Source organism: Sphingopyxis macrogoltabida (assembly GCF_001314325.1).
GTDB classification, from domain to species: Bacteria; Pseudomonadota; Alphaproteobacteria; order Sphingomonadales; family Sphingomonadaceae; genus Sphingopyxis; species Sphingopyxis macrogoltabida.
In genome coordinates this window covers 4921845-4946097 of the sequence record NZ_CP009429.1, presented here as the reverse complement: position 1 = coordinate 4946097, position 24253 = coordinate 4921845, and the positions used below count along the sequence as shown (strand labels likewise).

Annotated in this window: 22 protein-coding genes; 14 read left to right on the top strand and 8 right to left on the bottom strand. The window is 67.2% G+C overall.

Going from position 1 to position 24253, the window contains the following annotated elements:
• The gene (gene holA / locus LH19_RS23850) at positions 1–1032 is read left to right on the top strand and encodes a DNA polymerase III subunit delta (RefSeq protein WP_054732200.1); all 1032 of its coding nucleotides are present in this window, start codon (positions 1–3) and stop codon (positions 1030–1032) included.
• On the opposite strand, the gene LH19_RS23845 is transcribed toward holA, so the two are convergent.
• The 5 genes from LH19_RS23845 to LH19_RS29725 form a co-directional block, all read right to left on the bottom strand.
• Entirely contained in the window at positions 1029–2852 is a 1824-nt protein-coding gene (locus LH19_RS23845; RefSeq protein WP_054732198.1) for a cation:proton antiporter, read from the bottom strand. The genes holA and LH19_RS23845 overlap by 4 nt on opposite strands.
• 112 nt (positions 2853–2964) lie before the next feature.
• On the bottom strand, positions 2965–5781 hold the full coding sequence (locus LH19_RS23840; protein ID WP_054732196.1) for a TonB-dependent receptor: 2817 nt from the start codon (positions 5779–5781) through the stop codon (positions 2965–2967).
• Positions 5782–5941: 160 nt separating this feature from the next.
• On the bottom strand, positions 5942–6658 hold the full coding sequence (gene pdeM / locus LH19_RS23835) for a ligase-associated DNA damage response endonuclease PdeM (RefSeq protein WP_054732193.1): 717 nt from the start codon (positions 6656–6658) through the stop codon (positions 5942–5944).
• Positions 6659–6676: 18 nt separating this feature from the next.
• Positions 6677–7735: a retroviral-like aspartic protease family protein gene (locus tag LH19_RS23830; RefSeq protein ID WP_054732191.1), complete on the bottom strand. Its 1059-nt coding sequence runs from the start codon at positions 7733–7735 to the stop codon at positions 6677–6679.
• Positions 7736–8067: 332 nt separating this feature from the next.
• Positions 8068–8859: a cold-shock protein gene (locus tag LH19_RS29725; RefSeq protein WP_054732189.1), complete on the bottom strand. Its 792-nt coding sequence runs from the start codon at positions 8857–8859 to the stop codon at positions 8068–8070.
• Between the two features lie 261 nt (positions 8860–9120).
• On the opposite strand from LH19_RS29725, the gene LH19_RS23820 reads away from it, so the two are divergent.
• The 11 genes from LH19_RS23820 to LH19_RS23775 all read left to right on the top strand — a co-directional run bounded on the left by LH19_RS23820 (position 9121) and on the right by LH19_RS23775 (position 20520).
• Positions 9121–9738, top strand: a complete 618-nt coding sequence (locus tag LH19_RS23820; protein ID WP_054732187.1) for a ribonuclease D — start codon at positions 9121–9123, stop codon at positions 9736–9738.
• Positions 9739–9753: 15 nt separating this feature from the next.
• Positions 9754–10392: an LPS export ABC transporter periplasmic protein LptC gene (lptC, locus tag LH19_RS23815; protein ID WP_054732186.1), complete on the top strand. Its 639-nt coding sequence runs from the start codon at positions 9754–9756 to the stop codon at positions 10390–10392.
• Positions 10389–10964, top strand: a complete 576-nt coding sequence (locus LH19_RS23810) for an LptA/OstA family protein (RefSeq protein ID WP_145923583.1) — start codon at positions 10389–10391, stop codon at positions 10962–10964. The genes lptC and LH19_RS23810 overlap by 4 nt, the downstream gene beginning before the upstream one ends.
• A gap of 107 nt (positions 10965–11071) precedes the next feature.
• The gene (locus LH19_RS28875) at positions 11072–11221 is read left to right on the top strand and encodes a hypothetical protein (RefSeq protein WP_156344061.1); all 150 of its coding nucleotides are present in this window, start codon (positions 11072–11074) and stop codon (positions 11219–11221) included.
• A gap of 48 nt (positions 11222–11269) precedes the next feature.
• Positions 11270–13084 carry an ABCB family ABC transporter ATP-binding protein/permease gene (locus tag LH19_RS23805; RefSeq protein ID WP_054732183.1) on the top strand — a complete coding sequence of 605 codons (1815 nt, stop codon included), beginning with the start codon at positions 11270–11272 and terminating at the stop codon, positions 13082–13084.
• Between the two features lie 98 nt (positions 13085–13182).
• On the top strand, positions 13183–14823 hold the full coding sequence (ybaL, locus tag LH19_RS23800) for a YbaL family putative K(+) efflux transporter (protein ID WP_054732181.1): 1641 nt from the start codon (positions 13183–13185) through the stop codon (positions 14821–14823).
• A gap of 173 nt (positions 14824–14996) precedes the next feature.
• On the top strand, positions 14997–16772 hold the full coding sequence (recQ, locus tag LH19_RS23795) for a DNA helicase RecQ (protein ID WP_054732179.1): 1776 nt from the start codon (positions 14997–14999) through the stop codon (positions 16770–16772).
• Between the two features lie 68 nt (positions 16773–16840).
• On the top strand, positions 16841–17275 hold the full coding sequence (locus tag LH19_RS23790) for a TIGR01244 family sulfur transferase (RefSeq protein WP_054732177.1): 435 nt from the start codon (positions 16841–16843) through the stop codon (positions 17273–17275).
• Positions 17272–17838, top strand: a complete 567-nt coding sequence (locus LH19_RS23785) for a hypothetical protein (protein WP_234716018.1) — start codon at positions 17272–17274, stop codon at positions 17836–17838. Before LH19_RS23790 ends, LH19_RS23785 begins: the two co-directional genes overlap by 4 nt.
• Positions 17831–18745 (top strand): sterol desaturase family protein, encoded by a 915-nt coding sequence (locus LH19_RS23780; RefSeq protein ID WP_054732175.1) that lies wholly within the window; start codon positions 17831–17833, stop codon positions 18743–18745. Before LH19_RS23785 ends, LH19_RS23780 begins: the two co-directional genes overlap by 8 nt.
• Positions 18746–18933: 188 nt before the next feature.
• Positions 18934–20520 carry a GMC family oxidoreductase gene (locus tag LH19_RS23775; RefSeq protein WP_054732173.1) on the top strand — a complete coding sequence of 529 codons (1587 nt, stop codon included), beginning with the start codon at positions 18934–18936 and terminating at the stop codon, positions 20518–20520.
• Here LH19_RS23775 and LH19_RS23770 read toward each other — a convergent pair.
• On the bottom strand, positions 20517–21059 hold the full coding sequence (locus LH19_RS23770) for a winged helix-turn-helix transcriptional regulator (protein WP_054732171.1): 543 nt from the start codon (positions 21057–21059) through the stop codon (positions 20517–20519). The genes LH19_RS23775 and LH19_RS23770 overlap by 4 nt on opposite strands.
• A 97-nt stretch (positions 21060–21156) precedes the next feature.
• Between LH19_RS23770 and LH19_RS23765 the strand changes: the two genes are divergently transcribed.
• Both LH19_RS23765 and LH19_RS23760 read left to right on the top strand, forming a co-directional pair.
• Positions 21157–21531, top strand: a complete 375-nt coding sequence (locus LH19_RS23765; protein WP_054732169.1) for a VOC family protein — start codon at positions 21157–21159, stop codon at positions 21529–21531.
• Positions 21528–22004 (top strand): hypothetical protein, encoded by a 477-nt coding sequence (locus LH19_RS23760; RefSeq protein ID WP_054732166.1) that lies wholly within the window; start codon positions 21528–21530, stop codon positions 22002–22004. Before LH19_RS23765 ends, LH19_RS23760 begins: the two co-directional genes overlap by 4 nt.
• A 343-nt stretch (positions 22005–22347) precedes the next feature.
• Here LH19_RS23760 and LH19_RS23755 read toward each other — a convergent pair whose 3' ends face one another.
• Both LH19_RS23755 and LH19_RS23750 read right to left on the bottom strand, forming a co-directional pair.
• Entirely contained in the window at positions 22348–23685 is a 1338-nt protein-coding gene (locus LH19_RS23755; RefSeq protein WP_054734228.1) for an ammonium transporter, read from the bottom strand.
• 17 nt (positions 23686–23702) lie between these two features.
• On the bottom strand, positions 23703–24041 hold the full coding sequence (locus tag LH19_RS23750) for a P-II family nitrogen regulator (protein ID WP_054590471.1): 339 nt from the start codon (positions 24039–24041) through the stop codon (positions 23703–23705).
• Positions 24042–24253 lie beyond the last annotated feature (212 nt).

Genomic DNA, 24253 nt, shown 5'->3' with positions numbered 1-24253 from the left:
ATGAAAACCGTCAAACCCGCCGAACTCGAACGCCTTTCGCGCCTCGATCCCGCGGTGCGCTTCACGTTGCTGACCGGTCCCGACGAGGCGACGATGGCGGCCGTTGCCGGGCATCTGATCGGTCTCGCGGGCAAGGATGCCGAACGGCTTGATCTGACGGGCGCCCAGCTTTCGCAGGACCCGTCGCTGCTCGCCGCCGAAGCCGCGTCGATGTCGCTGTTTTCACCCGCGCGGGTGATCCGGCTCGAAATCTCCGGCAGCGGCGACGACAGCGTCGCGGCGGTCGAGGCTTTGCTCGCCGCCGACAATGCGATCAACCCGGTGGTCGCGACCGGCGCGTCGGTCACCGCCAAGTCGAAACTGGTCAAGCTGGTCGAGGCGTCGGACAGCGCCGTCGCCGCCATCTGTTACCAGCCCGACCGCCGCGCGCTGGTCGGCATCGCGATGGGCGCCGCCGAGGAACAGGGGCTGCGCATCGCCAATTCGGAAGCGCAATTGCTCGTCGACCTGGTGTCGGGCGATCAGGCGCTGATGCGGCGCGAGATCGAGAAGATCGCGCTCTATCTCGACGCGGGGCGCGACCGGCAGCGACAGGTGACCGCCGCCGACATCGCCGCGCTGGGCGCCGCGACGCACGAAGAGGATGTCAGCGAGTGCATCAATGTCGCGCTCGGCGGCAAGGTGCGCGAGCTGCCCGTCATGCTGGCGACCGCCGCGGCGGTCGGCGTCGCCGAAATCCGCATCATCCGCGCGCTGGCGATCCGCGCGATGCAACTCGCCCGCCTGAGGGCGGAGGTCGATGCCGGTGCGCATCCCGCGACGGTCGTGGCCGCCAAGAGCAGCGGCGTCTTCTGGAAGGAACGCGACGCGGTGACGGCGCAGCTCCATATCTGGGATTCGGTGCGCGTCGCGCGATTGATGAGCCGGCTGCTCGATTGCGAACGCGCGCTCAAGGCTTCGGGGACCGCGGGCGCGGTGCTGTTCCGCAAGCTGATGACCGACATCGCGCACCAGGCGGCGCGCGCTCGCTAGCCCGCTGCGACGGCTTCGGCTGCTGCCTTGCGCGGTTTCGGCGCGTCGGGCGGGACGAAGGTCCAGATCGTATCGCCCGCCTCGACGCCGGGTCGGTGCCCGGCCGAGAAGATCATGAGGTCGCCCGACGGCTTGACGACCGCGAGGCTGTCGCCGCCCGACGCCTTCATCCGCTGCGCATAATCGGCGTAAGTGAACACCTCGGTGATCCGGGTGCGGCTGAACGTCCAGCCTGCCTGCAACCGGTCGAGCTGTTCCTCGATCGGCGTTCCCGCCAGCGTGAAGACGCGGCCGCGCCGGACATGGCCGGCGCGCGATTCGCCGACGGTTCGGCTGACGCGGTCGTGGCCGATTTCCGCCGCCAGCTCGCTGCAGATCAGCGCATTATAGGCGTCGTTGTCGGTCGCCGCGATCAGTTGCTGATATTCGCCGAGGTCGAGATGATCCTCGCGCACCTCGTCCAATATGTCGCCATGATAGACGGGCAGGTCGGCGCGCCGGGCGCGGCGGAGCGCGAGCTGGCTGGGATCGGCGACGAGGACCTTGCGATCCTGCCCCTTGATGAATTCGGCGAAGGCGATCGTCCAGCTATTGGCACCGACGAGCAGCACGCCGTCGCCCTTGCCGCGATCGAGCCCCAGCCAGCGCGCAAAGGGTGCGGCGGTGAAACCGTGCGCGAAGATCGTCGCGATGACGACCGCGAAGGACAGCGGCACCAGCGCCTCGGCCCCGGGCACGCCATAGTCGGACAGGCGCAGCGCGAAGAGCCCGGTGACCGCCGCCGCGACGATACCGCGCGGCGCGATCCACGCGACGAACAGCCGCTCCTTGAACGGGATGCGGGTAAAGAGAAGCGCGGTCATGATCGTCAGCGGCCGGACGACGAACAGCAGCAGGATGAGGAAGAGCAGGAAGCGGAACTGGAAATTCTGTACCACGCTCCAGTCGAGCGTCGCCGACAGGATGATGAAGACGCCCGAGACGAGGAGGACGGTGAGGTCCTCCTTGAAGCGCATCAGCATATGGCTCGAATAGGTTTCGCGGTTCGCCATCACGACCCCCATCACAGTGACGGTGATCAGGCCGGTTTCGTGCATGATGAGGTCGGAGAGCACGAACACCGCGATCACCGTCGTCAGCAGCACCGGCGCCTTCAGATATTCGGGCACCCAGCCGCGCGGGAAGGCAAAGGTCAGCGCGAAGCCGGCGGCGCTGCCGATGATCACCGCGAGCAGGCTCGCCGCGACGACATCGGTGGCGATGCCGATGGTGTTCGCCTCTGCCCCGCCATGGGTGATATAGGCGAAGATGCCGACCGCGAGCAGCGCGCCGATCGGGTCGTTCACGATCGCTTCCCATTTCAGCATATGCTTGACGCGCGGCGTGATGTTCAGCGAGCGGAGCATCGGGATGATCACCGTCGGTCCCGTCACCACCATGATGCCGCCGAACAGCGCCGCGAGCTCGAACGGCAGCCCGGCGCCATAATAAGCGGCGGCGGTGCCGAGCGCCCAGCCGACGGGCACGCCGACGACAACGAGCATGAAGACCGCGATCCCCGCGTGGCGCAGCTCGCGGAACTTGAGGCTGAGCCCGCCCTCGAACAGGATGACCGCGACCGCGAGCTTGATGATCGGTTCGCGCAAGGCGCCGAAATCGCGTTCGGGATCGATCAGGCCGAGCACCGGCCCGGCGAGGATGCCGGCGACGAGCATCAGCGCGATCGCCGGCTTGCCGGTGCGCCAGGCAGCCCATTGGGCGCCGATGCCGATGACGCCGATCAGGGCGATTTTGACGAGCAGGGAGTCGATCGCGAACATGCGATCAGCCTATGCCATGCTCCGGGAAAGGTTCCGGAAAAACTTTTACGAAAAAGAAACCGCCCGCGCCTCCGGTGGGAGGGCGGGCGGCTTTTTTAGCTCGGTAACGCGATCAGAACTTGCCGCGCAGCGTCACGCCATAGGTCCGCGGTTCGGCGAGGAACTGCGAGAAGATCTGGCGGCCGCCCGGATATTGCGGGTCGGCGAAAGCGGCGGTCGTCGAGGTCGCGCCTTCCTGGAACGGCGAGTTGAAAGCAACCTGGGCGTATTTCTTGTTGAACATATTCTGCGCCCAGAGTTCGACGCCCCATTTCTCGTCGGGACCGCGAAGCCCGACGCGGGCGTTGAAGATCGCATAACCGTCCTGCGCCTTCTGCGGGAACAGGTCGGACCCGGTGTTGTAATCGCTGGTCATGCGGCCATCGATATAGACGAGCCCGGTCAGCCCGCTGCCGCCCAGTTCGGGGGTCCAGGTGATGCTGCCGGTCGCGACCAGTTCGGGCGCGTTCGACAGATTGTTGCCCGGCAGCAGGCGCAGCGCCTGATCGAGCGGGGCGCCCGACTTGTTGCCCACCAGATTGCTGCGATATTTGGTGTTCGCATAGGTGAGGCCCGCGGTCATGCGGAAGCTGCGCGCCGGGACCAACGAAGCTTCGAGTTCGAAACCTTCGGTGCGCACGCCCCAGCTCACGTCGTCGGGATTGCAGGCACCGCTCGCCGTGGCGCCGGGATTGTAGTTCGGCGCGCCGGGGAACTTGCTCTGGTCGCGGTCGCCGCCGTTCAGGTCGGCCGAACAGCCATTGACCGTCTGGACGATGAAGACGCTGCCGTTGAACGTGTTGAGCTGGAAATTCTTGAAGTCCGAGCGGAACAACGTCAGCCCGACGCCGAACGGCCCCGTCGAATATTTGGCGCCGACTTCATAGCTGTTCACCAGTTCGGGATCGAACTGGAGATTGCCGACCAACGCCTGTGCGCCACCGACTGCGGCGAAGCTGGAGCTCGGGTTGGCGCCGAGGATCACCGGGTTTTTCAGCGCCGAGCGATCAAGGTTGAAACCGCCCGCCTTGTAGCCGCGCGAGAAGCTGGCGTAGAGCATCAGGTCGTCGACCGGCTTGTACGACAGGATCGCGGTCCCGGTCCATTCATCCTCGCTGCGCTTGTCGTTGATCGACACGCCGTCGAGTTCGGAGGTCGAGTTGCCCTGACAGCTCAGGCCCAAAATGCCCGCGGCGGTGGCGGCCAGCGGCGTGCCGAGCAGCGGTTCGAACAGCGCCTGGTTGGCGACGCAGGCGGTGTTGTCGTTGGTGAAGCTCGCGTTGAATTTCTTGCGGTCGTTCGTGTAGCGGACGCCGAACGTGAAATCGAGCTTGTCGGTGATGTGGAAGATATTGTGGGTGAACAGCGCCCAGTTGCGGTCGTTCTGGCGATAGACGTCGTTGATGCTGCCCTTGTCCGAAATCGACGCCAGATTGTTGACGCCGGCGAGGATGAGCGACCCGACTCCCGGCGGCAGCGGCAGCAGATCGTTGGTCAGCGCGAACTGGCCCGCAGGGCTGATACAATTGGCCGACGTCGGGTCATAGAGCGGCACCAGCGTCGAGCCGGTGACGAGGCGGCATGACGCGAACTTGCCATATTCGCTGCCGAAACGCAGGTTGTCGCGCACCGTCAGCTTTTCATTGGCGTAGAAACCGCCGACGAGCCAGTCGAGCTTGCCGTCGAACGCCTCGCCCTGCAGGCGCAGTTCCTGCGTGAAGGTGTGGAACTGGCGATAGGCGTCCTTGCTGTCCGCGCGATAGAGGATGTCGACCGCGCCATAGTCGAGGTCGCCCGCCTGCCCCGAGCGATATTCGCGGTAGCCGGTGATCGAGGTCAGCGTCGCGCCGCCGAGATCCCAGTCGATCTGGCCCGAAAAGCCGTAATCCTTGGTCTTGCCGGCGAAGCTGCGGCCGGGGCTGACCGAGATGTTGCGGCTGTAACCCTGATTGAACGCACCCGCCGGCTGGCCGAGGTCGATCAGCACCTGCGTGATATTGTTCGTCATGTCGGTGGCCGGGACGCCGGGGTTGTTGAGGTTGCCGATATAGGGATTGACGCTGTTGTCGATATAGGTCGCGGCGCAGCATTTCTCGTCGCGATAGGTATAGTCGGCGATCAGCCGGATCGACAGCGCGTCGGTCGGTTCGAACAGCAACTGGCCGCGCAGGAAGTAGCGATCGCGGTCGTTGACGTCGGTGTTGTTCGTCGTGTCCTTGTAGAAGCCGTCGCGCTTTACCCAGACGCCGTCGAGGCGCGCAGCGATCGTGTCGGTGATCGGGCCGGTGACGCTGCCGCCGAGGCGCCAATAGTCGTAATTGCCATAGGTCACTTCGCCCGTGGCGCCGAATTCGAAGCTCGGTTTTTTCGAATAGATGCTGATCAGGCCGGCCGACGAGTTGCGGCCGCCGAGCGTGCCCTGCGGGCCGCGCTGGACCTCGACGCGGTCGATCTCGCCGAGTTCGTTGAGCCCGATGCCCGAACGCGAGCGATAGACGCCGTCGATGAAGACGGGGACCGAGCTTTCGAGGCCGGGATTGTCGCCGACGGTGCCGATACCGCGGATACGCGCCGAGCCATTGGCTTCGCTGCCGGTCGAGGAGACGAGCAGCGACGGCGCGACCTGGTTCAATTGGCGGATGTCGTTGGCGCCGCTGTTCTGCAGCGTCTCGGCGCTGACCGCCGAAATCGCGACGGGCACGTCGGACAGGAGCTGCGAACGGCCCTGTGCGGTGACGACGATCGGCGCGTCGCCGCTGTCGTCGGTGGCTTCGTCCTGCGGTGCGGCATCCTGCGCGAAAGCGGGGACGGCGGTCGCGGCGATGGCAATCGAAAGCCCGAGCGCGCTGCTCCGCAGCAATCGGGCAGCAAGAAGGGAAGATGATTTCATGGTGGGCACTCCTCTCAACATTTAATTATTTTTGTTGGAGGGCGATCTTAACCGAAGACCGATGCCGATCCAGCGCAACCCCACGCTTTTACGTCATTTTTTGACCGGTGATGCTTTTTGGTCACAGGCGGCGGCAGCTCTGCCGGGCGAGTTTTGCGGCTCAGGCGCCGACTGCGATACGGCTTGCCGTAGCGTCATCGCCCGGCCGGCCGCGGCAGGGAAAGGCGAGCAGCCGGCCCTGCGCGACGAGCATCGCGCGGTACCCGCCGGAAAAATTTCCGGCGATGGCGGGGTCTTCGACATCGAGCCCGCCGGTCAGGCTGCCGAAGGCGGGCAGGATCAGCCGCTGCGCATCGCCGGCGAAGCAGGCGCGGGCGACGCCGCGCCCGCGAATCGTCAGCCGCACCTTGGGGTGGAAATGGCCGCTGATTTCGGGCCGCGTTTCGGCAGGATCGCACTGGTGGCGCAGGACGATGCCGTCGATCGCCAGCTCGTCGGCGACCTCGCCGCCCCACGCGCCGCCCGAAAGCCCGTCGTGATTGCCCGCGATCCACAGCAGCTTTGTCGCCGCCGCCTGGCCGTGCAGCCGCCCCGCGACCGCCGGTACGATCCGGCTTGCGGCGTCGCGGTCGTGAAAGCTGTCGCCGAGGCACCAGATTGCGCGCGCACCGGTCTCGGCCGCGAGCCGCGCCAGCCGGTCGAGCGTGTCGTGGCTGTCATAGGGCGGCAGCGGCTGGCCGTGCGCCGCGTACCAGCTCGCCTTTTCGAGATGCAGGTCGGCGACGATCAGCGCGCCGTGGCGCGGCCAGAACAGCGCGCGATCGGCGAAAGCGACGAACTGGTGGCCGGCAAAATCGAGGACGGGCGGCGGCGGCATGGCGCCGCTATGGCAAGCTCACCGGCTCGCCACAAGCGTCCTCGTCGGGGTGGTCGCGGCAAAGCGCTGCCGCGTTTCGCGGTCGGCCCGGCTCGGCAGGTCGAAGACGACGCGCTTGTTCGGGAAATCGATCTCGACCCGGTCGAACAAGGCCAGGCTGTCCATGCCGAGCAGGAGCGCCGGCCGGTTTTCGATGTTCAGCGCGCGAAACGCCTGTGAATCGGCGAAACTGACCGGCAGGTCGCTCACCTCGGCGCCGTTGATCGTGATCCGCTTGATCGCCGTCCGCATCGCCGGAACCGCCTCGCCCGATACCGCATTGAGCACGGTCGGGAAAAAGGGCACGCGGTTCTGGCGCCGCGCGGCGACCAGCCGCTGGAGCGCAAGATTGCCGACGCTGGTCTGCGCCCCCGTGTCGACGATCACGTCGACGCGCTTGCCGTCGATCCGCGCATCCGACAGGATCAGCCGCCCCGCCATGTTGCGCGCAGTGACGACGATCGCGTCGTCGTCGTGGATGATCGGCTTCGCGCGCGGCCGCGAATCGAGAATCTCCATCGTCTCGGCACGAAAGTCGATCAGCACGCGGCGCTTCTCGAGCATGTCGACCCCGATCAGCCCCGCGGCGCCGATATGCCGCCCGGAGAAGGCGGGCGCCTCGAACGGCGACAGGCTGAGGTCGGTCATCTGCAGCGCCGCGACGCGGTAGCTTTGCACGATCGCCGAGCTGCCGATCGTCGCGAGGCGCAGCTTCGCGCCCTCGGCGAGGCCGAGGCGGTCGGCGAGTTCGCGGGCGATCACCGTCCGTTCGGCGCCGGTATCGACCAGAAAGGAAAAGGGCCCCTGTCCGCCGACCATCACCGGCACCGCCATCCGCCGCGTCGCGTCGAGGTCGAAAGGCTGGATGAACGGCACGACCTCGCCCGTCGTGGCGGGGTTCGCAACCATGTCGGCAGGGTGCGGCACCGGGGCCGACGCAGACGCCGGCGGGGCGGCGGTGGGCTGGGTCGAACCCAGCAACAGCGGCGTGGCGAGCAGCAGGGCCCAAAACGGCGAACGCACGGCAACACGGGTCATGGCGGCATCCTCTGTATTTTGCGCCAATCTACGCCTCCCGGGGGTTTGCGGCAAGCGATTGCAGAGAGGGTGCGAGGGGCCGGTTGCGGCAGCTAACGGCCGGGAGTGGACGTAAGTCGTTTGGAATTCCTCAATTGTGTCATTCCCGCGAAAGCGGGAACCCAGGGCGGGTTTACACTACTCTGGGTCCCCGCTTTCGCGGGGATGACAAAAGTTGGAAACGTCCGCTTCCCACCCCGAAGCCGTCACTCGGGCATTCCGGGGCCGGCCACGCGGAGCCGAAACAAAAAGGGCGGCCCGAGGCCGCCCTTTCCGTTTTGCTTGTGCCGCCGTCAATCCTGATGCGGCTGCAGGTTCACCGCGGCGAACTTGCCGCGATCGTCGACCTCGATGTCGAAGGCGACGCGGTCGCCCTCTTCGAGGCCCGCCATGCCGGCGCGCTGGACGGCGCTGATGTGGACGAAGGCATCGGCCTGCCCGTCATCGCGCGCGATAAAGCCGAAGCCCTTGGTGGTGTTGAAGAACTTCACCGTGCCCGAGGTGCGTTCGCCGGTCAGCTGGCGCCGGCCGCGGGCGCCGCCCGGACGGTCGCCGCCGGGGCCGCCGCGATCGTCGCGACGCGGAGCGAATTCCTCGATCGGCAGCGGCTCGCCTTCGATCTTGAGGTCGATCGCCGACACCTTGCCGTTGCGTTCGACGAGCGTGAAGCCGAGCGGCTGGCCCGAGGCGAGGCCCTGCAGCCCCGCCTGCTCGACCGCGCTGATGTGGACGAACACGTCCTCGCCGCCGTCGTCGCGGGCGACGAAGCCGAAGCCCTTCGACGGGTTGAAGAATTTAACCGTGCCATTGCCTTCGCCGACGACCTGCGCCGGCATGCCGCCGCCGCGTCCGCCGCCGAAGCCGCCACCACCGCCGCCGCCGCCGAAGCCGCCGCGATCGCCGCCACCGAAGCCGCCGCCACGGTCACCGCCGCCGAAACCACCGCGATCGCGGTCGCCGAAGCCGCCGCGTCCGCCGCCATAGCTGTCGCCGCCATAGGGTGCAGGTTCGAAGCTGTCGAAATTGCCGAAATCATCGCGCTTGCCGCGCCCCCGCTGGCCGCGGCGATCCTTGTTGAAACTCATAGTCTAATAGTCGCTTTCGGTTCGTCCATCACCCATTCAGCCGGCTCTTTGCGCCGGACGGGGACGCAGTTCACCACGGGCACAGACTCGCCCCGTGCCGCCAAGAACGCAATATATAACCTATTTGCAGGGCTCCTGCGAACAGAAAATTCAAGCCGCTGTTGCGCGATTACCACGCTTTGCCGTGGCCTTCGGGCGGGTCGCGCAGGCGGGCGCAAACCAGTCATTGAGCGGCGCGGCCGCTTGGCCTAAGGCGGGCGGATGAGCGTCTATTTCCACGAAGAAGATCTGCCCGAAGGGGTGCTGGGCCCCGGCGCCGTCGCCATCGATACCGAGACCATGGGTCTGAACCCGCTGCGCGACCGGCTGTGCCTCGTCCAGATCAGCGACGGGACGGGCGACGAGCATCTGGTCCGCTTCGGACCCGGCAGCGCCTATGACGCGCCGGTGCTGAAGGCGATCTTGACCGATCCCAACCGGTTGAAACTGTTCCATTTTGCCCGGTTCGACATCGCCGCGCTGCAGCACGCGCTCGGCGTCGTGACCGCGCCCGTCTATTGCACCAAGATCGCCTCGAAGCTGGTACGCACCTATACCGACCGCCACGGGCTCAAGGAACTGGTGCGCGAATTGCTCGGCCAGGACGTGTCGAAACAGCAGCAGTCGAGCGACTGGGGCGCCGACGAACTCAGCGAGGCGCAGCGCGACTATGCGGCGAGCGACGTCCGCTTCCTGCATGCGATGAAGGAGGTGCTCGACGCCCGGCTGGCGCGCGAGGGACGCGCCGAGCTGGCGCAGGCCTGTTTCGATTTCCTGCCGACGCGCGCGGCGCTCGACCTGGCTGGCTGGCCCGAGGTCGACATCTTCGCGCACACGTAAGGAAGCGATTCGCGGATGTCCGAACGCGCCGACCTTGATCGCACGATGCGCCGGATGTGGGCGGCCAGCGGGTCGAGCCACGACAAGGTCGTGCGCATCCTGCGCTATGGCCTGCCGCTGGTCATCGGCGTCGTCGCCGCGATCCTGATCTTCTCGCCCTTTACCCAGCGCACCGAGATCAGCTTCCTGCTCGCCAAGGACAAGGTTGAGGTGGCGAAGGAGCGGATGAAGGTGACGCGCGCCGAATATCGTGGCCAGGATGCCAAGGGACAGCCCTTCGCCCTGCTCGCGGGCAGCGCGGTCCAGCAGTCGAGCGCCGAACCGATCGTGAAAATGAACGAGCTGTCGGGCGCGATCAAGCTTGCCGACGGCCCCGCGACGATCGCCGCGGCGAACGGCGCCTATAATATGGACACCGAAAAGGTCGACGTCCCGGGAACGGTGAAGGTGCGCAGCGCCGGCGGCTATCGCATCGACGCCAGCAATGTCGCGATCGACCTCAAGAGCCGCAGCCTCGTCGGGCGCGGCGGGGTCAATGGCGCGTTGAATATCGGGCCGTTTTCGGCCAACCAGCTATCGGCCGATCTCGACCAGCGGATCGTCCGCCTGTCGGGCAACGCGCGGCTCAGGATCAATCAGGGAGTGCTCAAATGAACCGCCTCTGGACCATGAAGAGCATGGCGATCGCGGGCGCCTCCTTTGCGCTCACCGGTCTCGCGCTCGTTTCGACCGGCGCCGGCGATACCGCGCAGGCGCAGGCGCTCGCCAATCATAACAGCAGCGCCCCGGTCGATTTCGCCGCGGGCAGCATCGAGGTGCAGGACCGCGCCGACCGCGTCGTGCTGGCGGGCGACGTCCGCGTGACGCAGGCCGGGCTGACGGTCACCGCGCCGCGGATGACCGTCGCCTATACCCGCTCGGGCGGCACCGACGTCAACCGGCTCGACGCAACCGGCGGGGTGACCGTGGTCAAGGGCGACGAACGCGCATCGGGCAATGTCGCGATCTACGACCTCGACCGGCGGCTGATCACGATGGTCGGCAATGTCCAGTTGACCCAGCGCGGCAACCGCCTGAACGGCGGGCGGCTGGTGATCGACCTGAACAGCGGCCGCGCGACGGTCGACGGCCGCGGCGCCGCGCGCGGGCCCGACGGCAATCCGGTGCAGGGCGGTACCGGCGGGCGCGTGACGGGCACCTTCACGGTACCGGAAAGAAAGCAGTAACCACGCCTTTTGGTAGGGCGGAAAGCATCGCCGGGACAGGCAGGACGCGGGGACCAACCACCCGCGGTGCCAAGGGGGCGATACCGCGCTGAAAAGGCATCAAGGTCATGCGCATCCCGCCGATCGCCCCGCCGCGGCGTCCCCTGCCCCGCTATCGCGACAATCCCGGCGCGCCGGTGATTCCCGGTCCGACGCCCGGCGAACGCCGGCTGATCGACCGTATCATGCAGCGATCGGGATACCGCGAATCGCGCTGACCGTTCGGCGCTTGGCGTAAGCGCCGCGCGTCCCTACATGGGGCGCGCATGCCGCCCGATACCTCCACCAGCGCCGACGCCAGCCGCGAACCGCCCGTTCTGGCGACGCTGAAGCGTTTCCTGCCCTATCTGTGGCCGGCGGGGCATACTGAACACAAGATCCGCATTATCGCCGCGGCGCTGATCGTGCTCGCGTCGAAAGGCGTGCAGCTATCGATGGGTTTCCTCTACGGCGCCGCGATCGACCGCATGGCGCCGGGAATGGAGGAAGGCGTCGCACTCGCGATCGGGCTGGTGCTTGCTTATGCCGGCGCGCGCTTTGCCGGGGTGCTGTTCGACAATCTCCGCAACGTCGTGTTCGAGCGTGTCGGGCAGGATGCGACGCGCGAGCTCGCGATCGCGACCTTCACCCACCTTCATGCGCTGTCCTTGCCCTTCCACCTCGCGCGGCGCACCGGCGAAGTCACCAAGGTGATCGAGCGCGGGACCAAGAGCATCGACACGATGCTCTATTTCCTGCTGTTCAACATCGCCCCGACGGTGATCGAACTCGTCGCGGTGCTCGTCATTTTCTGGAGCAAGTTCAGCTTCGGCCTCGCCAGCGCGACCGCGCTGATGGTGATCCTCTACATCATCTTCACGCGCAAGGTCACCGACTGGCGCAACGCGCTGCGCGTCCGCATGAACGACCTCGACACGCTAACCGTCGGGCGCAGCGTCGACAGCCTGCTCAATTACGAAACGGTCAAATATTTCGGCGCCGAAGAGCGCGAGGCGACGCGCTATCGCGACGTCGCCGACCAATATGCACGCGCTGCGGTGAAGAGCGAGAACAGCCTTGCCTGGCTCAACGTCGGGCAAAGCTTCATCACCAACGCCGCGATGGCGGGCGCGATGGCCTATACGGTGTGGGGCTGGTCGACCGGCGAGTATAAGGTCGGCGACGTCGTGCTGGTGAACACCTTGCTCGCCCAGCTTTTCCGCCCGCTCGACATGCTCGGCATGGTCTATCGCGTCATCCGGCAGGGCCTCATCGATATGGAGGCGATGTTCCGCCTGATCGACACGCCGCCCGAAATCCGCGACGTCGAAGGCGCGTGGCCGCTCGTCGTGAACGGCGGCGCGGTGGCGTTCGAGAATGTCGTCTTCGGCTACGAACCCGACCGCACGATCCTGAACGGGGTGAGCTTTGCGGTCGGGGCGGGCGAGACGCTGGCGATCGTCGGGCCGTCGGGGGCGGGCAAGTCGACGATCGCGCGGCTGCTCTTCCGCTTCTACGACCCGCAGGGCGGCCGGATCACGATCGACGACCAGGATATTTCGCAGGTGACGCAGCAAAGCCTGCGCGCCGAAATCGGCATCGTCCCGCAGGACACGGTGCTGTTCAACGACACCATCGGCTATAACATCGCCTATGGCCGCGAGGACGCGAGCGCCGACGACATCGCGGCGGCGGCCAGGGGCGCGGCGATCGACACCTTCATCGCGCTGTTGCCGCAGGGCTATGACACCGAGGTCGGCGAGCGCGGGCTCAAGCTGTCGGGCGGCGAGAAACAGCGCGTCGCGATCGCGCGCACCCTGCTCAAGAATCCGCCGCTGCTGATCCTCGACGAAGCGACGAGCGCGCTCGACAGCCGCACCGAGGCGGCGATCCAGGACACGCTCGACCGCATCGCCGAGCGCCGCACGACGCTGGTGATCGCGCACCGCCTGTCGACGGTAACGGGCGCCGACCGGATCATCGTGCTCGAAAAGGGCCGCGTCGCCGAAACCGGCACGCACGACCAGCTTCTCGCGATGCGCGGGCTCTACGCCGACATGTGGGCGCGTCAGCAGGCGGAGAAGGAAGAGGGGACGGTTTAGTCGCCGTCGCGCCGCTCGACGGGCGCGCTCCGTCAATCGTAACTAAATTGGTCGGGTTGGGTTGACCCCCCGCACCTCCCCCCCTTACGCAGGGGAATATGCCGCATGACACCACCCTGATCGGCACCGTGGTCGCGGGCCTCGGCGTCGCCTTCCTGATGGGCGCGCTCGCGCACCGGCTGAAGATATCGCCGATCGCGGGCTATCTCCTCGCCGGGGTGATGGTCGGGCCGTTCACGCCCGGCTTCGTCGCCGACACCGGGCTGGCGATGCAGCTGGCCGAGATCGGCGTCATCCTGCTGATGTTCGGCGTCGGACTGCACTTCTCGTTGAAGGACCTGCTCTCGGTGCGAAAGATCGCGGTGCCGGGGGCGATCGTCCAGATGGCGGTCGCGACGGGCCTCGGCATCGGGCTCGGGCTGTGGCTCGGCTGGTCGCTTGCGGGCAGCGCCGTGTTCGGGCTGGCGCTGTCGGTCGCGAGCACCGTCGTGCTGCTGCGCGCGCTGCAGGCGCGCGACATGGTCGAAACCGAAAAGGGCCGCATCGCGGTCGGCTGGCTGATCGTCGAGGATCTGGCGATGGTGCTCGCGCTCGTCCTCCTCCCCGCACTGTTCGGCGGGCGCGGCGATGAGGGCGGCTCGGCGAGCCTGCTCCAGTCGGCGGGGATCGTCGCGCTCAAGGTCGTGGGGTTCGTCGCCTTCATGCTGGTCGTCGCGCGGCGCATCCTGCCGTGGGTGCTGCACTGGGTGGCGCACACCGGTTCGCGTGAGCTGTTCCGCCTTGCGGTGCTCGCGATCGCGCTCGGCGTCGCGTTCGGCGCGGCGGTGGTGTTCGACGTCAGCTTTGCGCTCGGCGCCTTCTTCGCGGGGATGATCCTCGGCGAGACGCAACTCAGCCGCCGCGCCGCCGAGGAAACGCTGCCGCTGCGCGACGCCTTTGCGGTGCTGTTCTTCGTTTCGGTCGGCATGCTCTTCGACCCCAAGGTGCTCGTCGAGCAGCCGGGGCCGGTGATCGCGACCGTCGCGATCATCGTGTTCGGCAAGTCGCTCGCGGCATGGGCGATCGTCCGCGCCTTCGGCCACCCCAACCAGACCGCGCTGACGGTGTCGGTCAGCCTCGCGCAGATCGGCGAATTTTCCTTCATCCTCGCCGGGCTCGGTGTCGGATTGAAGGTGATGCCGGCCGAGGCGCGCGACCTGATCCTCGCGGGATCGATCCTGTCGATCCTGTTCAACCCGCTCTTCTTCACTCTCGCGGTGCGGCGCATCCGGTCGGAGGAGGCGCCCGCGGCCGACGGCGACGCCGATGTCGAGGCGGTGGCGGCCGAGCCCGCGCGCACCGTGCTGATCGGCTTTGGCCGCGTCGGCAGCCATATCGGCGAACTGCTGTGCGGACGCGGCGAGACGCTGACGGTGATCGAGGACCAGAAGGACATGGCCGCCGCCGCCGGGGCGGCGGGCGCGATGGTGATCGTCGGCAATGCCGCGAGCGAAAGCGTGCTGCGCCAGGCCGGGCTCGACACCGCCTCGACCCTGCTGATCGCGATCCCCGAGGGGGTCGAGGCCGGCGCGATCGTCCGCCGCGCCCGCGCGATCAATCCCAAGCTGGTCATCGTCGCGCGCGCGCATTCGGACGAGGAGGTGAACGACCTCGTCCGCCGCGGTGCCGACCATGTCGTGATGGCCGAACGCGAAACGGCGGCACGGATGGCCGAACGGGCGCTGCTGGCGCGGGGCTAGCCCATCACGCCCACCTTCGTCATCCCCGCGAAAGCGGGGATCCAGGAGCGAGGTCAGCCGGCGCCTGCTCTGGGTCCCCGCTTTCGCGGGGATGACAAGGTTGGGTGTTCGCTCCCAATATTGACGAGATCGGGACTTCCCCCGCATCGCCATCTTCCCTATCGCCCCCTCCGATGCCCGTCGACGCGCTCCTCCCCCTGCTTAAATCGACTTTCGGTTTCGATGCCTTCCGCGGCAAGCAGGCGGAAGTCGTCGGCCGCGTCATGGCGGGCGAACGGACGCTTGCGGTGATGCCGACCGGGGCGGGAAAGTCGCTGACCTACCAGCTTCCCGCGGTCGCGCTCGACGGCTGCGTCGTCGTGGTGTCGCCGCTGATCGCGCTGATGCACGACCAGCTCCGCGGCGCGCGCGCGGCGGGGATCCGCGCCGCGTCGCTGACCAGCGTCGATGCCGATTTCGCCGACACGCGGCAGGCGTATCGCGACGGCCAGCTCAACCTCCTTTATATTGCGCCCGAACGTGCGACGGGCGAGGGGTTCCGGTCGCTGATGGACGCCCGGCGCCCGGCGCTGTTCGCGATCGACGAGGCGCATTGCGTGTCCGAATGGGGGCATGACTTCCGTCCCGATTACCGCCTGCTTCGCCCGCTGCTCGACGCCTTCCCCGATGTCCCGCGGCTCGCGCTCACCGCGACGGCGGACCGGCACACGCGCGATGATATCCTGATCCAGCTCGGCATCCCGGCCGACGGGTTGGTGCTCGCAGGGTTCGACCGCCCGAATATCCGCTACCGGGTCACCCCGCGGGTCAGTCCGGCAAAGCAGCTCACCGACTTCATCGCCGCCAATCCGGGGCCGGGCATCGTCTATTGCCCGACGCGCGACGGGACCGAGCGCATGGCGGCGAAACTCGCCGCCGCGACGGGGCGCAGCGTCGCCGCCTATCACGCCGGGCTCGACCCCGAACGGCGCGCGCAGGTCCAGCATGATTTCGTCGCGTCGGAGGACGGCATCGTCACCGCGACGGTCGCCTTCGGCATGGGGATCGACAAACCCGACGTGCGCTTCGTCGCGCACGCCGGCCTGCCGAAGTCGATCGAAAGCTATTATCAGGAAACCGGCCGTGCCGGGCGCGACGGCGACCCTGCCGAAGCGCTGATGCTGTGGGGCGCCGAGGATTTCGCGCGCGCGCGGATGCGGCTCGGCGAGCTGCCCGAGGCGCGCATCGCGGGCGAGCGGGCCCGGCTGAATGCGCTCGGCGCGCTCGTCGAGACGGTCGAATGCCGCCGCGCGCTGCTGCTTCGCCATTTCGGCGAAACCCCGCCCGAACGCTGCGGCAATTGCGACAATTGCCTCGATCCGCCGCGCCAGGTCGATGCGACGGTGCTCGCGCAGAAATTGCTGAGCGCGGTCTATCGCACCGGGCAGAGCTTCGGCGCCGGGCATGTCGAGGCGGTGCTGACCGGGAAGAGCGACGAACGCATCGCCCAGCGCGGGCACGACAAGCTGTCGGTGTTCGGCATCGTCGCGGGCGAGGAGGCGCGGCTGATCAAGCCGCTTGTCCGCACGCTCGTCGCGCGCGAAGTCCTCGCGACCACCGAGCATGGCGGGCTGATGTTCGGTCCCGCCGGCCGCGCGGCGATGAAGGGCGAACTGCCGGTGCTGATCGCCGAACCGCCCGCGAAGCGGATGCAGCGTGCGGGGCGGGCCGATCGCGCCGCGGCGAACCCCGTCGGCGATCCGTTGTTCGATGCGCTGCGGGCGATGCGGCGCGAACTCGCCGCCGAGGCGGGGGTGCCGCCCTATGTGATCTTCCACGATGCGGTGCTGCGCGCGATGGCGAGCGAACGTCCCGCGACGCGCAGCGCGCTGGCGGATATTCCCGGCGTCGGCGGCAAGAAGCTCGAGGCTTGGGGCGACGCGTTTCTGAACGTGATCCGCCAGTTCTGACGCACGCGCCAAGCGCTGCTTCACCTTCACGCTTGTCAGCACGCGGGCGGTAGGAGTAGATCGCGGTCATGAGCGATTTTCGTCCCCTGTCCGCCCAGTTCAGCGTCGCGCCGCAAATCGGCATCGAAGATGTCGCCGAGGCCAAGGCGCAAGGTTTTGCGATGGTGCTCAACAACCGTCCCGACGGCGAAGAGCCCTCGGCGCCGCAGGGCGACGATATCGCCCACGCCGCCGCGGCCGAGGGACTTGCCTATGCGGCGATCCCGGTCGGCCATGCGGGGTTCAGCCATGCGCAGATCGACGCGCTCGACAAGATATTGTCGCACGCGACGGGACCGATCCTCGCCTACTGCCGTTCGGGCACGCGCTCGACACACCTCTGGGCGCTGACCCGCGCCCGCGCCGGCGACGATGTCGACGCTATCGTCGATGCGGCGGCGAAGGCGGGTTACGATCTGTCGGGGCTGCGGCCGATGCTGGACGCGCTCGCGGGGGAAAAATGAATCAGGCCGCTTTGATCCAGCTCGGCGCATCGCTCGTCGCGGTGATCTTCGTCGCCTGGCTGGTCAAGCGGATGGGCCTCGGCGCCGACCCGCGTATCGCCGATGCCGATCATGCGATCCGCCTTGCCGAAGAGGCCGAGGCCGGGTTTCATGGCGTCGAGGTCGCGCGCGACCGCGCCGGCTTTGCCGCGATCGTGCGCAATGCCGAGGGGCGAATGATGCTGGTGCGCGCGCACGGCAATTTCTTTGCGGCGCGGCCGGTCGACGCCAGCGTCGTGGGGCGGCTCGACAAGGATTTCCTTACGCTGACGATGCCGGAGAAGACCTTCGGCGCGGTGACGCTGCAACTGGGAAAGGATGCGGGGATGTGGGCATCGCGGATGCGAACGCTTTCGGGGCGTTCGGCAGAGCCGAACGCGGCGGCACCGGCCCGCTCCCCCGCCCGGCCTCCCACAGAGTATCCTGAAATGGGAGGCCCTCGGCGCCCCGCGTCGCCTCAGGCGGCGGGGGAGCGGGCCGGTGCCGCAGTCCCTTCGTCAGAAGGGACAATCAACCGTGCCTGAGCTTCCCGATCCCGTCGTCTATGCGGTCCCCGCTTTCATCCTGCTGCTGATCGCCGAGATGATCCTCTCGCTGCGGCGCGACAGGAGCCGCTACGAGACGCGCGACACGCTGACGTCGCTGATGCTCGGGACGGTCAGTCAGGTCGCGGGCGCGCTCGTCGGGGCGGCGGTGATCGGCATGTCGGTCTGGGTTTATCAATATCGGCTGTTCGACATCGGGATCGAGTTCAAAAGCTGGTGGTGGGCGTGGATCCTCTGCTTCTTCCTCGACGACCTGGCCTATTACGCCTTCCATCGCAGCGCGCACCGCGTGCGCTGGTTCTGGGCGAGCCATGTCATCCACCACAGCTCGCAGCATTATAATCTGTCGACCGCGCTCAGGCAGACATGGACGGGCTTTTTCAGCCTGACCTTCCTGTTCCGCCTGCCGCTGTTCCTGATCGGCTTTCCGCCCGCGATGGTCTTTTTCTGCGCCGGGCTCAACCTCATCTACCAGTTCTGGATCCATACCGAAGCGATCAAACGGCTGCCCAAGTGGTTCGAGGCGGTGATGAATACCCCGTCGCACCACCGCGTCCATCACGGCGTCAACCCGCGCTACCTCGACGCCAACTATGCCGGGGTCTTCATCATCTGGGACAAGATGTTCGGCAGCTTCGTCGCCGAACGCGACGACGAGCCGGTGCGCTATGGGATCGTCAAGCAGCTCGGCAGCTTCAACATCCTGTGGGCTGCGGTCCACGAATGGGTCGGCATCGCGAAGGACGTCTGGCACGCGCCGTGGCGGCACAAGCTCGGCTATATGTGGCGCGAGCCCGGCTGGAGCCACGATGGCAGCCGCGCGACGAGCGCGATGATCAAGGAACGCTGGGCGGCGGGACGGCCGGTCGAGGAAGCGGCGGAGTAATTCTCCCTTTGCCGTCATGCCGGGCTTGACCCGGCACCCGCCTTTTCTTTCTTCAAAACAAGGCAGGCCCCGGATCAAGTCCGGGGTGACGTTGAACTATGCGATCTCGCTCTTGCCACTCCCCCTAATGACATTCATGTAAGCATCCGGACGACCGCCGGCGGGCGGCGCGAGGGAGAGCGCGGAGCATGGATCAGTTCGACATCATCGTCATCGGCGGCGGCAGCGCGGGGAGCGCGGCGGCGGGGCGGCTTGCCGAAGACGGCGAGCGCAGCATATGCCTGGTCGAGGCGGGCGGGCGGAACGACACGATCCGGGTCAAGACGCCGGGCTTCATGCCCTTCATCCCCGATACGTCCAACTATCGCTACGAAACGGTGCCGCAGCGCGGGCTGAACGGCCGGATCGGCTACCAGCCGCGCGGCCGCGGGCTCGGCGGGTCGAGCGCGATCAACGCGATGGTCTATATCCGCGGCCACGCGTTCGACTACGACCAGTGGGCATCGCTGGGGGCGACGGGGTGGAGCTACGCCGACGTGCTGCCCTTCTTCAGGCGCAGCGAGGGCAACGAGCGTGGCGCCGACGAATGGCACGGCGCCGACGGCCCGCTCCATGTCATGGACCAGCGCTGGACCAATGTGACCAGCCGGCGGTTCGTCGAGAGCGCCGCGGCGCTGCAACTGCCGCGCACCCCGGATTTCAACGGCGCCCATCAGGAAGGCTTCGGCCTCTATCAGGTAACGCAGAAAGCGGGCGAGCGCTGGTCGGCGGCGCGCGCCTATGTCGAGCCGCTGCGCGCGCATGGCAATTTCGCGGTCCGCACCGGCGCGCTGGTCGAAAAGATCGTCGTCGAGGATGGCCGGGCGACCGGCGTCGTCATCCGCCGGGGAGCGAAGCGCGAGACGCTGCGCGCGCGCGGCGGCGTGATCCTGTCGGCGGGTGCCTTCAACAGCCCGCAAATCCTGATGCTGTCGGGGATCGGGCCGGGCGCGCATCTGAAAGACAAGGGCATCGACGTCGCGCTCGACCGGGCCGGCGTCGGCGCGAACCTGCAGGACCATATCGACTATGTTTCGAGCTGGGAGACGCGCTCGACCGACCCGTTCGGCGACAGCACGGGCGGCACCTGGCGGATGGTCAAGGCGATCTTCGAGCATCGGACGAAACGCACCGGGATCATGACGACCTGCTTCGCCGAGGCGGGCGGCTTCTGGAAATCGCGCCCCGACCTGCCCGCGCCCGACATCCAGTATCATTTCGTTCCCGCGATGCTCGAGGACCATGGCCGGACGAAGGTGAAGGGGCATGGTTTTTCCTGCCACGCCTGCGTGCTGCGTCCCGAAAGCCGCGGGTCGGTCACGCTGGCGTCCCCCGATGCCGCTGCGGCGCCGCTGATCGATCCGGGCTTCCTGACCGACGACCGCGACATGGCGACCTTGCGGGCGGGGGTGCGGATGATGCACCGCATCGCTGCGGCGCCGCCACTGTCGGACTATGCCGGGGTCGACCGCCATCCGGTCGATCTGGGCGACGATGCCGCGCTCGACGCGCTGATCCGCAGCCGCGCCGATACCGTCTATCACCCCGTCGGCACGTGCCGGATGGGCAGCGACGCCGATGCGGTGGTCGATCCGGCGCTGAAGCTGAACGGCGTCGACGGGCTGTGGGTCGCCGACGCGAGCATCATGCCGCGGCTGGTCAGCGGCAACACCAACGCGCCGAGCATCATGATCGGCGAACGCGCCGCCGACTTCGTGAGGGCGGCGCTCGCCTAGGCCGCGCAGGCCACCGCCAGCAAACGCCCGCTTCCGGTCAGTTCATAGCAGCTCGCCGGCGGGCGCAGGTCGAGGATTTCGCGCGTCACCAGCCCATGCCTGCCGAGCGCGGTTAGGCCCTGCGACAGCGCGCGCGGCGTCGCGGGGGCGAGCAGGCGCGACAGCGCGTTGAAGCGCTCGTGCCCGGCGCCGATCCCGGCGACGAGCGGCAGGCCCCAGCGCGTCGCGGCCCCGGGGGGCAGGCCGATCGCGCGCTGCGCCGCGGCGATCGTCGCGGCGCGCGTGGCGGCGAACTGGCCCGCCTCAGTGAGGATATACTCAGGGCGCAGCGGGTGGCCGTGCCCGGGGTTGCGCTGCACCCAGCCGAGCGCCGCGGCGGCGTCGAGGGTGCGCGTCAGGCTGTCGCGCGGCAGTCCCAGCCGGTGAACCAGCTCGACGAAGCGCGCGCCGCGGTGGGCCGCCAGATCGGCGAGCAGCGGCACGAGCCAGCGATGGCTGCCAAGCTGGACAAGCAAGGGATCGGCTATGGTTGACCGCATTTGCAACTAACTATACAAACCGGACTATCGGGGCAAGCGATATGGGCCGGATGATTCCCGCCATGGTCGATTGCCCTCCGGCAACGGGAGGAACGACATGGCGCTTCAGATCGGATCAGAACTCACCTGTTCGATGGGGGTCCGCGACATGACCGCGTCGATCGCCTGGTACGAGCGGGTGATGCTGTGCAAGCTGCTCTACCGCGCCGACGAAATCGGCTGGTGCGAACTGGCGACGCCGATGGCGGGGGTCAACGTCGGGCTCAGCGAGGTCGAAAGCGTGACGCAGGGTGGCGGCGCGACCAATGTGTTCGAGGTCGCCGACATCGACGCGGCGAAGGCGCATCTCGATGCCGAAGGCGTGCGGCAGGATGGCGACATCCAGCATATCCCCGGACTGGTGAAGCTGATCACCTTCTATGATCCCGACGGCAACGCCTTCATGTTCTCGCAGTCCGAGATGGCGGCATGACGCCGCTCTGGTGGGCGGTGGCGGCGCTAATCGCGCCGGCGGCGCCTGCCGAATCGCCATCGCTCGCCGCCTGGCACGGCAGTTGGAGCGGGGCGGGCGAAGCGTTCGGCAAGCCGGCGACCGCGACGCTGGCGATTGCGCCCGGCGAAGGCGGCGCGACGTCGCTCGTCTATCGCCTGAGCATCGATGGAACGCCGCCGGTGCGCTATTCGGCGGAGGCGGGATATAGTCTCGACGCGGAGGGCCGGCTGCACGGCAAATGGTCCGACAGCTATGGCCGTACGCGCCCCGTTTCGGGGGGCATCGAAGGGCCGGTCTGGTGGACGCATTGGGGCAGCGCCGATGTCGAGATCGGCCGCTCGACCTATGCGCTCGATACGGACGGAACGCTGACCGTCAGCGATTCGATCCTGCAGCCGGACGGCGGTTGGCGCGTCTTTGCCGTGCTGCACTATCGCCGCAACAAGGTCTGAAAACCGCCGTTTCTTTGTGATGCACATGCTGCGCACAAAAAAAGAGGGCCGGGACTTGCGTCCCGGCCCAGCCTTTCAGGCTCTCCCCTCCTGAAACTGTTGACGCAATGAATGCCACATTAATGTCATGTTGGAAAGGGGTAATTTCGCTTTGCCGCTTGGCTCTCCGGCGCACAAAAAAGAGGCCGGGGACAAGCCCCGGGCCCGTGGCCGTTCCGGCCACTAAAGGTCAAAAAAAGAGGCCGGGGACAAGCCCCGGCCAGTGGTTCGCAGGAGGAACCCCGGTAGGATCCCGCCGCCCTTTTGAAAGAGGAGAGAGCGCGGCGGCGGGTATCCTGTCTCGTCAGATATTATAGGCACGCTCGCCATGTTCGCCGAGGTCGAGCCCTTCGCGTTCGACCTCTTCCGAAACCCGGAGGCCGGTGAGCGCCTTGGCGATGTAGACTGCGATCACGGTGCCGACGGTGGCCCAGGCGATCGTCGCGGCAACCGCGGAGATCTGCGTCACCAGCTGCGGGCCGATGGCGAAATCGTCGCCGCCGGGGCCGCCGAGGCTCGGCGCATAGACGATGCCGGTGCCGATCGCGCCGACGATGCCGCCGATGCCGTGGATGCCGAAGGCGTCGAGCGCGTCGTCATAGCCGAGCTTCGGCTTGAGGACGGTCACCGCATAGAAGCAGATCAGCGAAGCGACGGCGCCGAGGACGATGGCGCCGAACGGTCCCGAATTGCCCGCGGCCGGCGTCACGGCGACGAGGCCCGCGATGATGCCCGAGCAGAAGCCGAGCGCCGAAGGCTTGTGGCCGGCGACCTTTTCCGCGATCATCCAGAACAGGCCGGCCGAAGCGGTGGCGACGAAGGTGTTGATCATCGCGAGTGCCGCCGAGCCATTGGCTTCGAGCGCCGAACCGGCGTTGAAGCCGAACCAGCCCACCCACAGCAGGCCGGTGCCGACCATGGTCAGCGTCAGCGAGTGCGGTGCCATGATTTCCTTCTGGTAGCCGATGCGCTTGCCGAGGATCAGCGAGGCGACGAGCGCCGAGACACCGGCGTTGATGTGCACCACGGTGCCGCCGGCGAAATCGAGCGCGCCCATTTCGAAGAACAGGCCGCCGGCCGCCCACACCATGTGCGCGATCGGGAAATAGACGATCGTCAGCCAGATCAGGCCGAAGACGAGCGCCGCCGAGAATTTCATGCGTTCGACCGTCGCCCCGATGACGAGCGCGAGGGTGATCGCGGCAAAGGTCATCTGGAAACTGATGAACACATATTCGGGGAGCTTGAAGCCGTCGCTGAACGTGTCGGCAAGGCTGTCGGGCGTCACGCCGGCAAGGAAGAACTTGCCCCAGGCGATGAAGGCATTGCCTTCGGGCCCGAAAGCGAGGCCGTAGCCGTAGCAAACCCAGACGATCATCGCGAGACAGGCGAGCGCGCCGATCTGCGTCATCGTCGAGAGCATGTTCTTGGTGCGCGTCAGGCCGCCGTAAAACAGCGCGAGGCCGGGCAGGATCATTGCCAGCACGAGCACGGTGGACATCATCATCCACGCGGTGTCGCCCTTGTCGACGACGGGTTCGGGCGCCGCGGCGGCGGCTTCCTGTGCCCAAGCGGGCAGCGCGGCGAACAGCGCGAGGCCCGTGGCCCCGGCGCCGGCCGCAATCTTCTTTGCGAACGTCATATTTTCCCCCTTCGTCATTAGAGAGCCGCCTCGCCGGTCTCGCCGGTGCGGATGCGCACCGCCTGACCCACGTCGAGGACGAAGATCTTGCCGTCGCCGATCGAACCGGTGCCGGCGCTTTGCTGAAGCGTTTCGACCACCCGCGATGCGAGCGCGTCGTCGCAGACGAGTTCGATCTTCACCTTCGGGACCATGTTGGTCGCATATTCGGCGCCGCGGTAGATTTCGGTCTGCCCCTTTTGCCGGCCGAACCCCTTGACCTCGGTCACGGTCATGCCGGCGATACCCAGCCCGGTGAGCGCTTCGCGCACCTCGTCGAGCTTGAACGGTTTGATGATAGCCAGGATCAGCTTCATGATGCCCCCTTCTGCTTGCTGCCAATGTTGCAGTGCAACAGCCGTGCCAAATTGCGCGCGGGCGGGAAGAATTGACATTTTGTGAAGATTTGCGGTCCCGCCTTGATGGAAACGGTCGTCAAATGGGCAGGCTGAGCAACGCTATGCCTATTTTTTGTGCAGCTCGGTCGCTGCCCCCGTCCCGGAGCGGCCATCCCGTCGGCAGCGCCAGC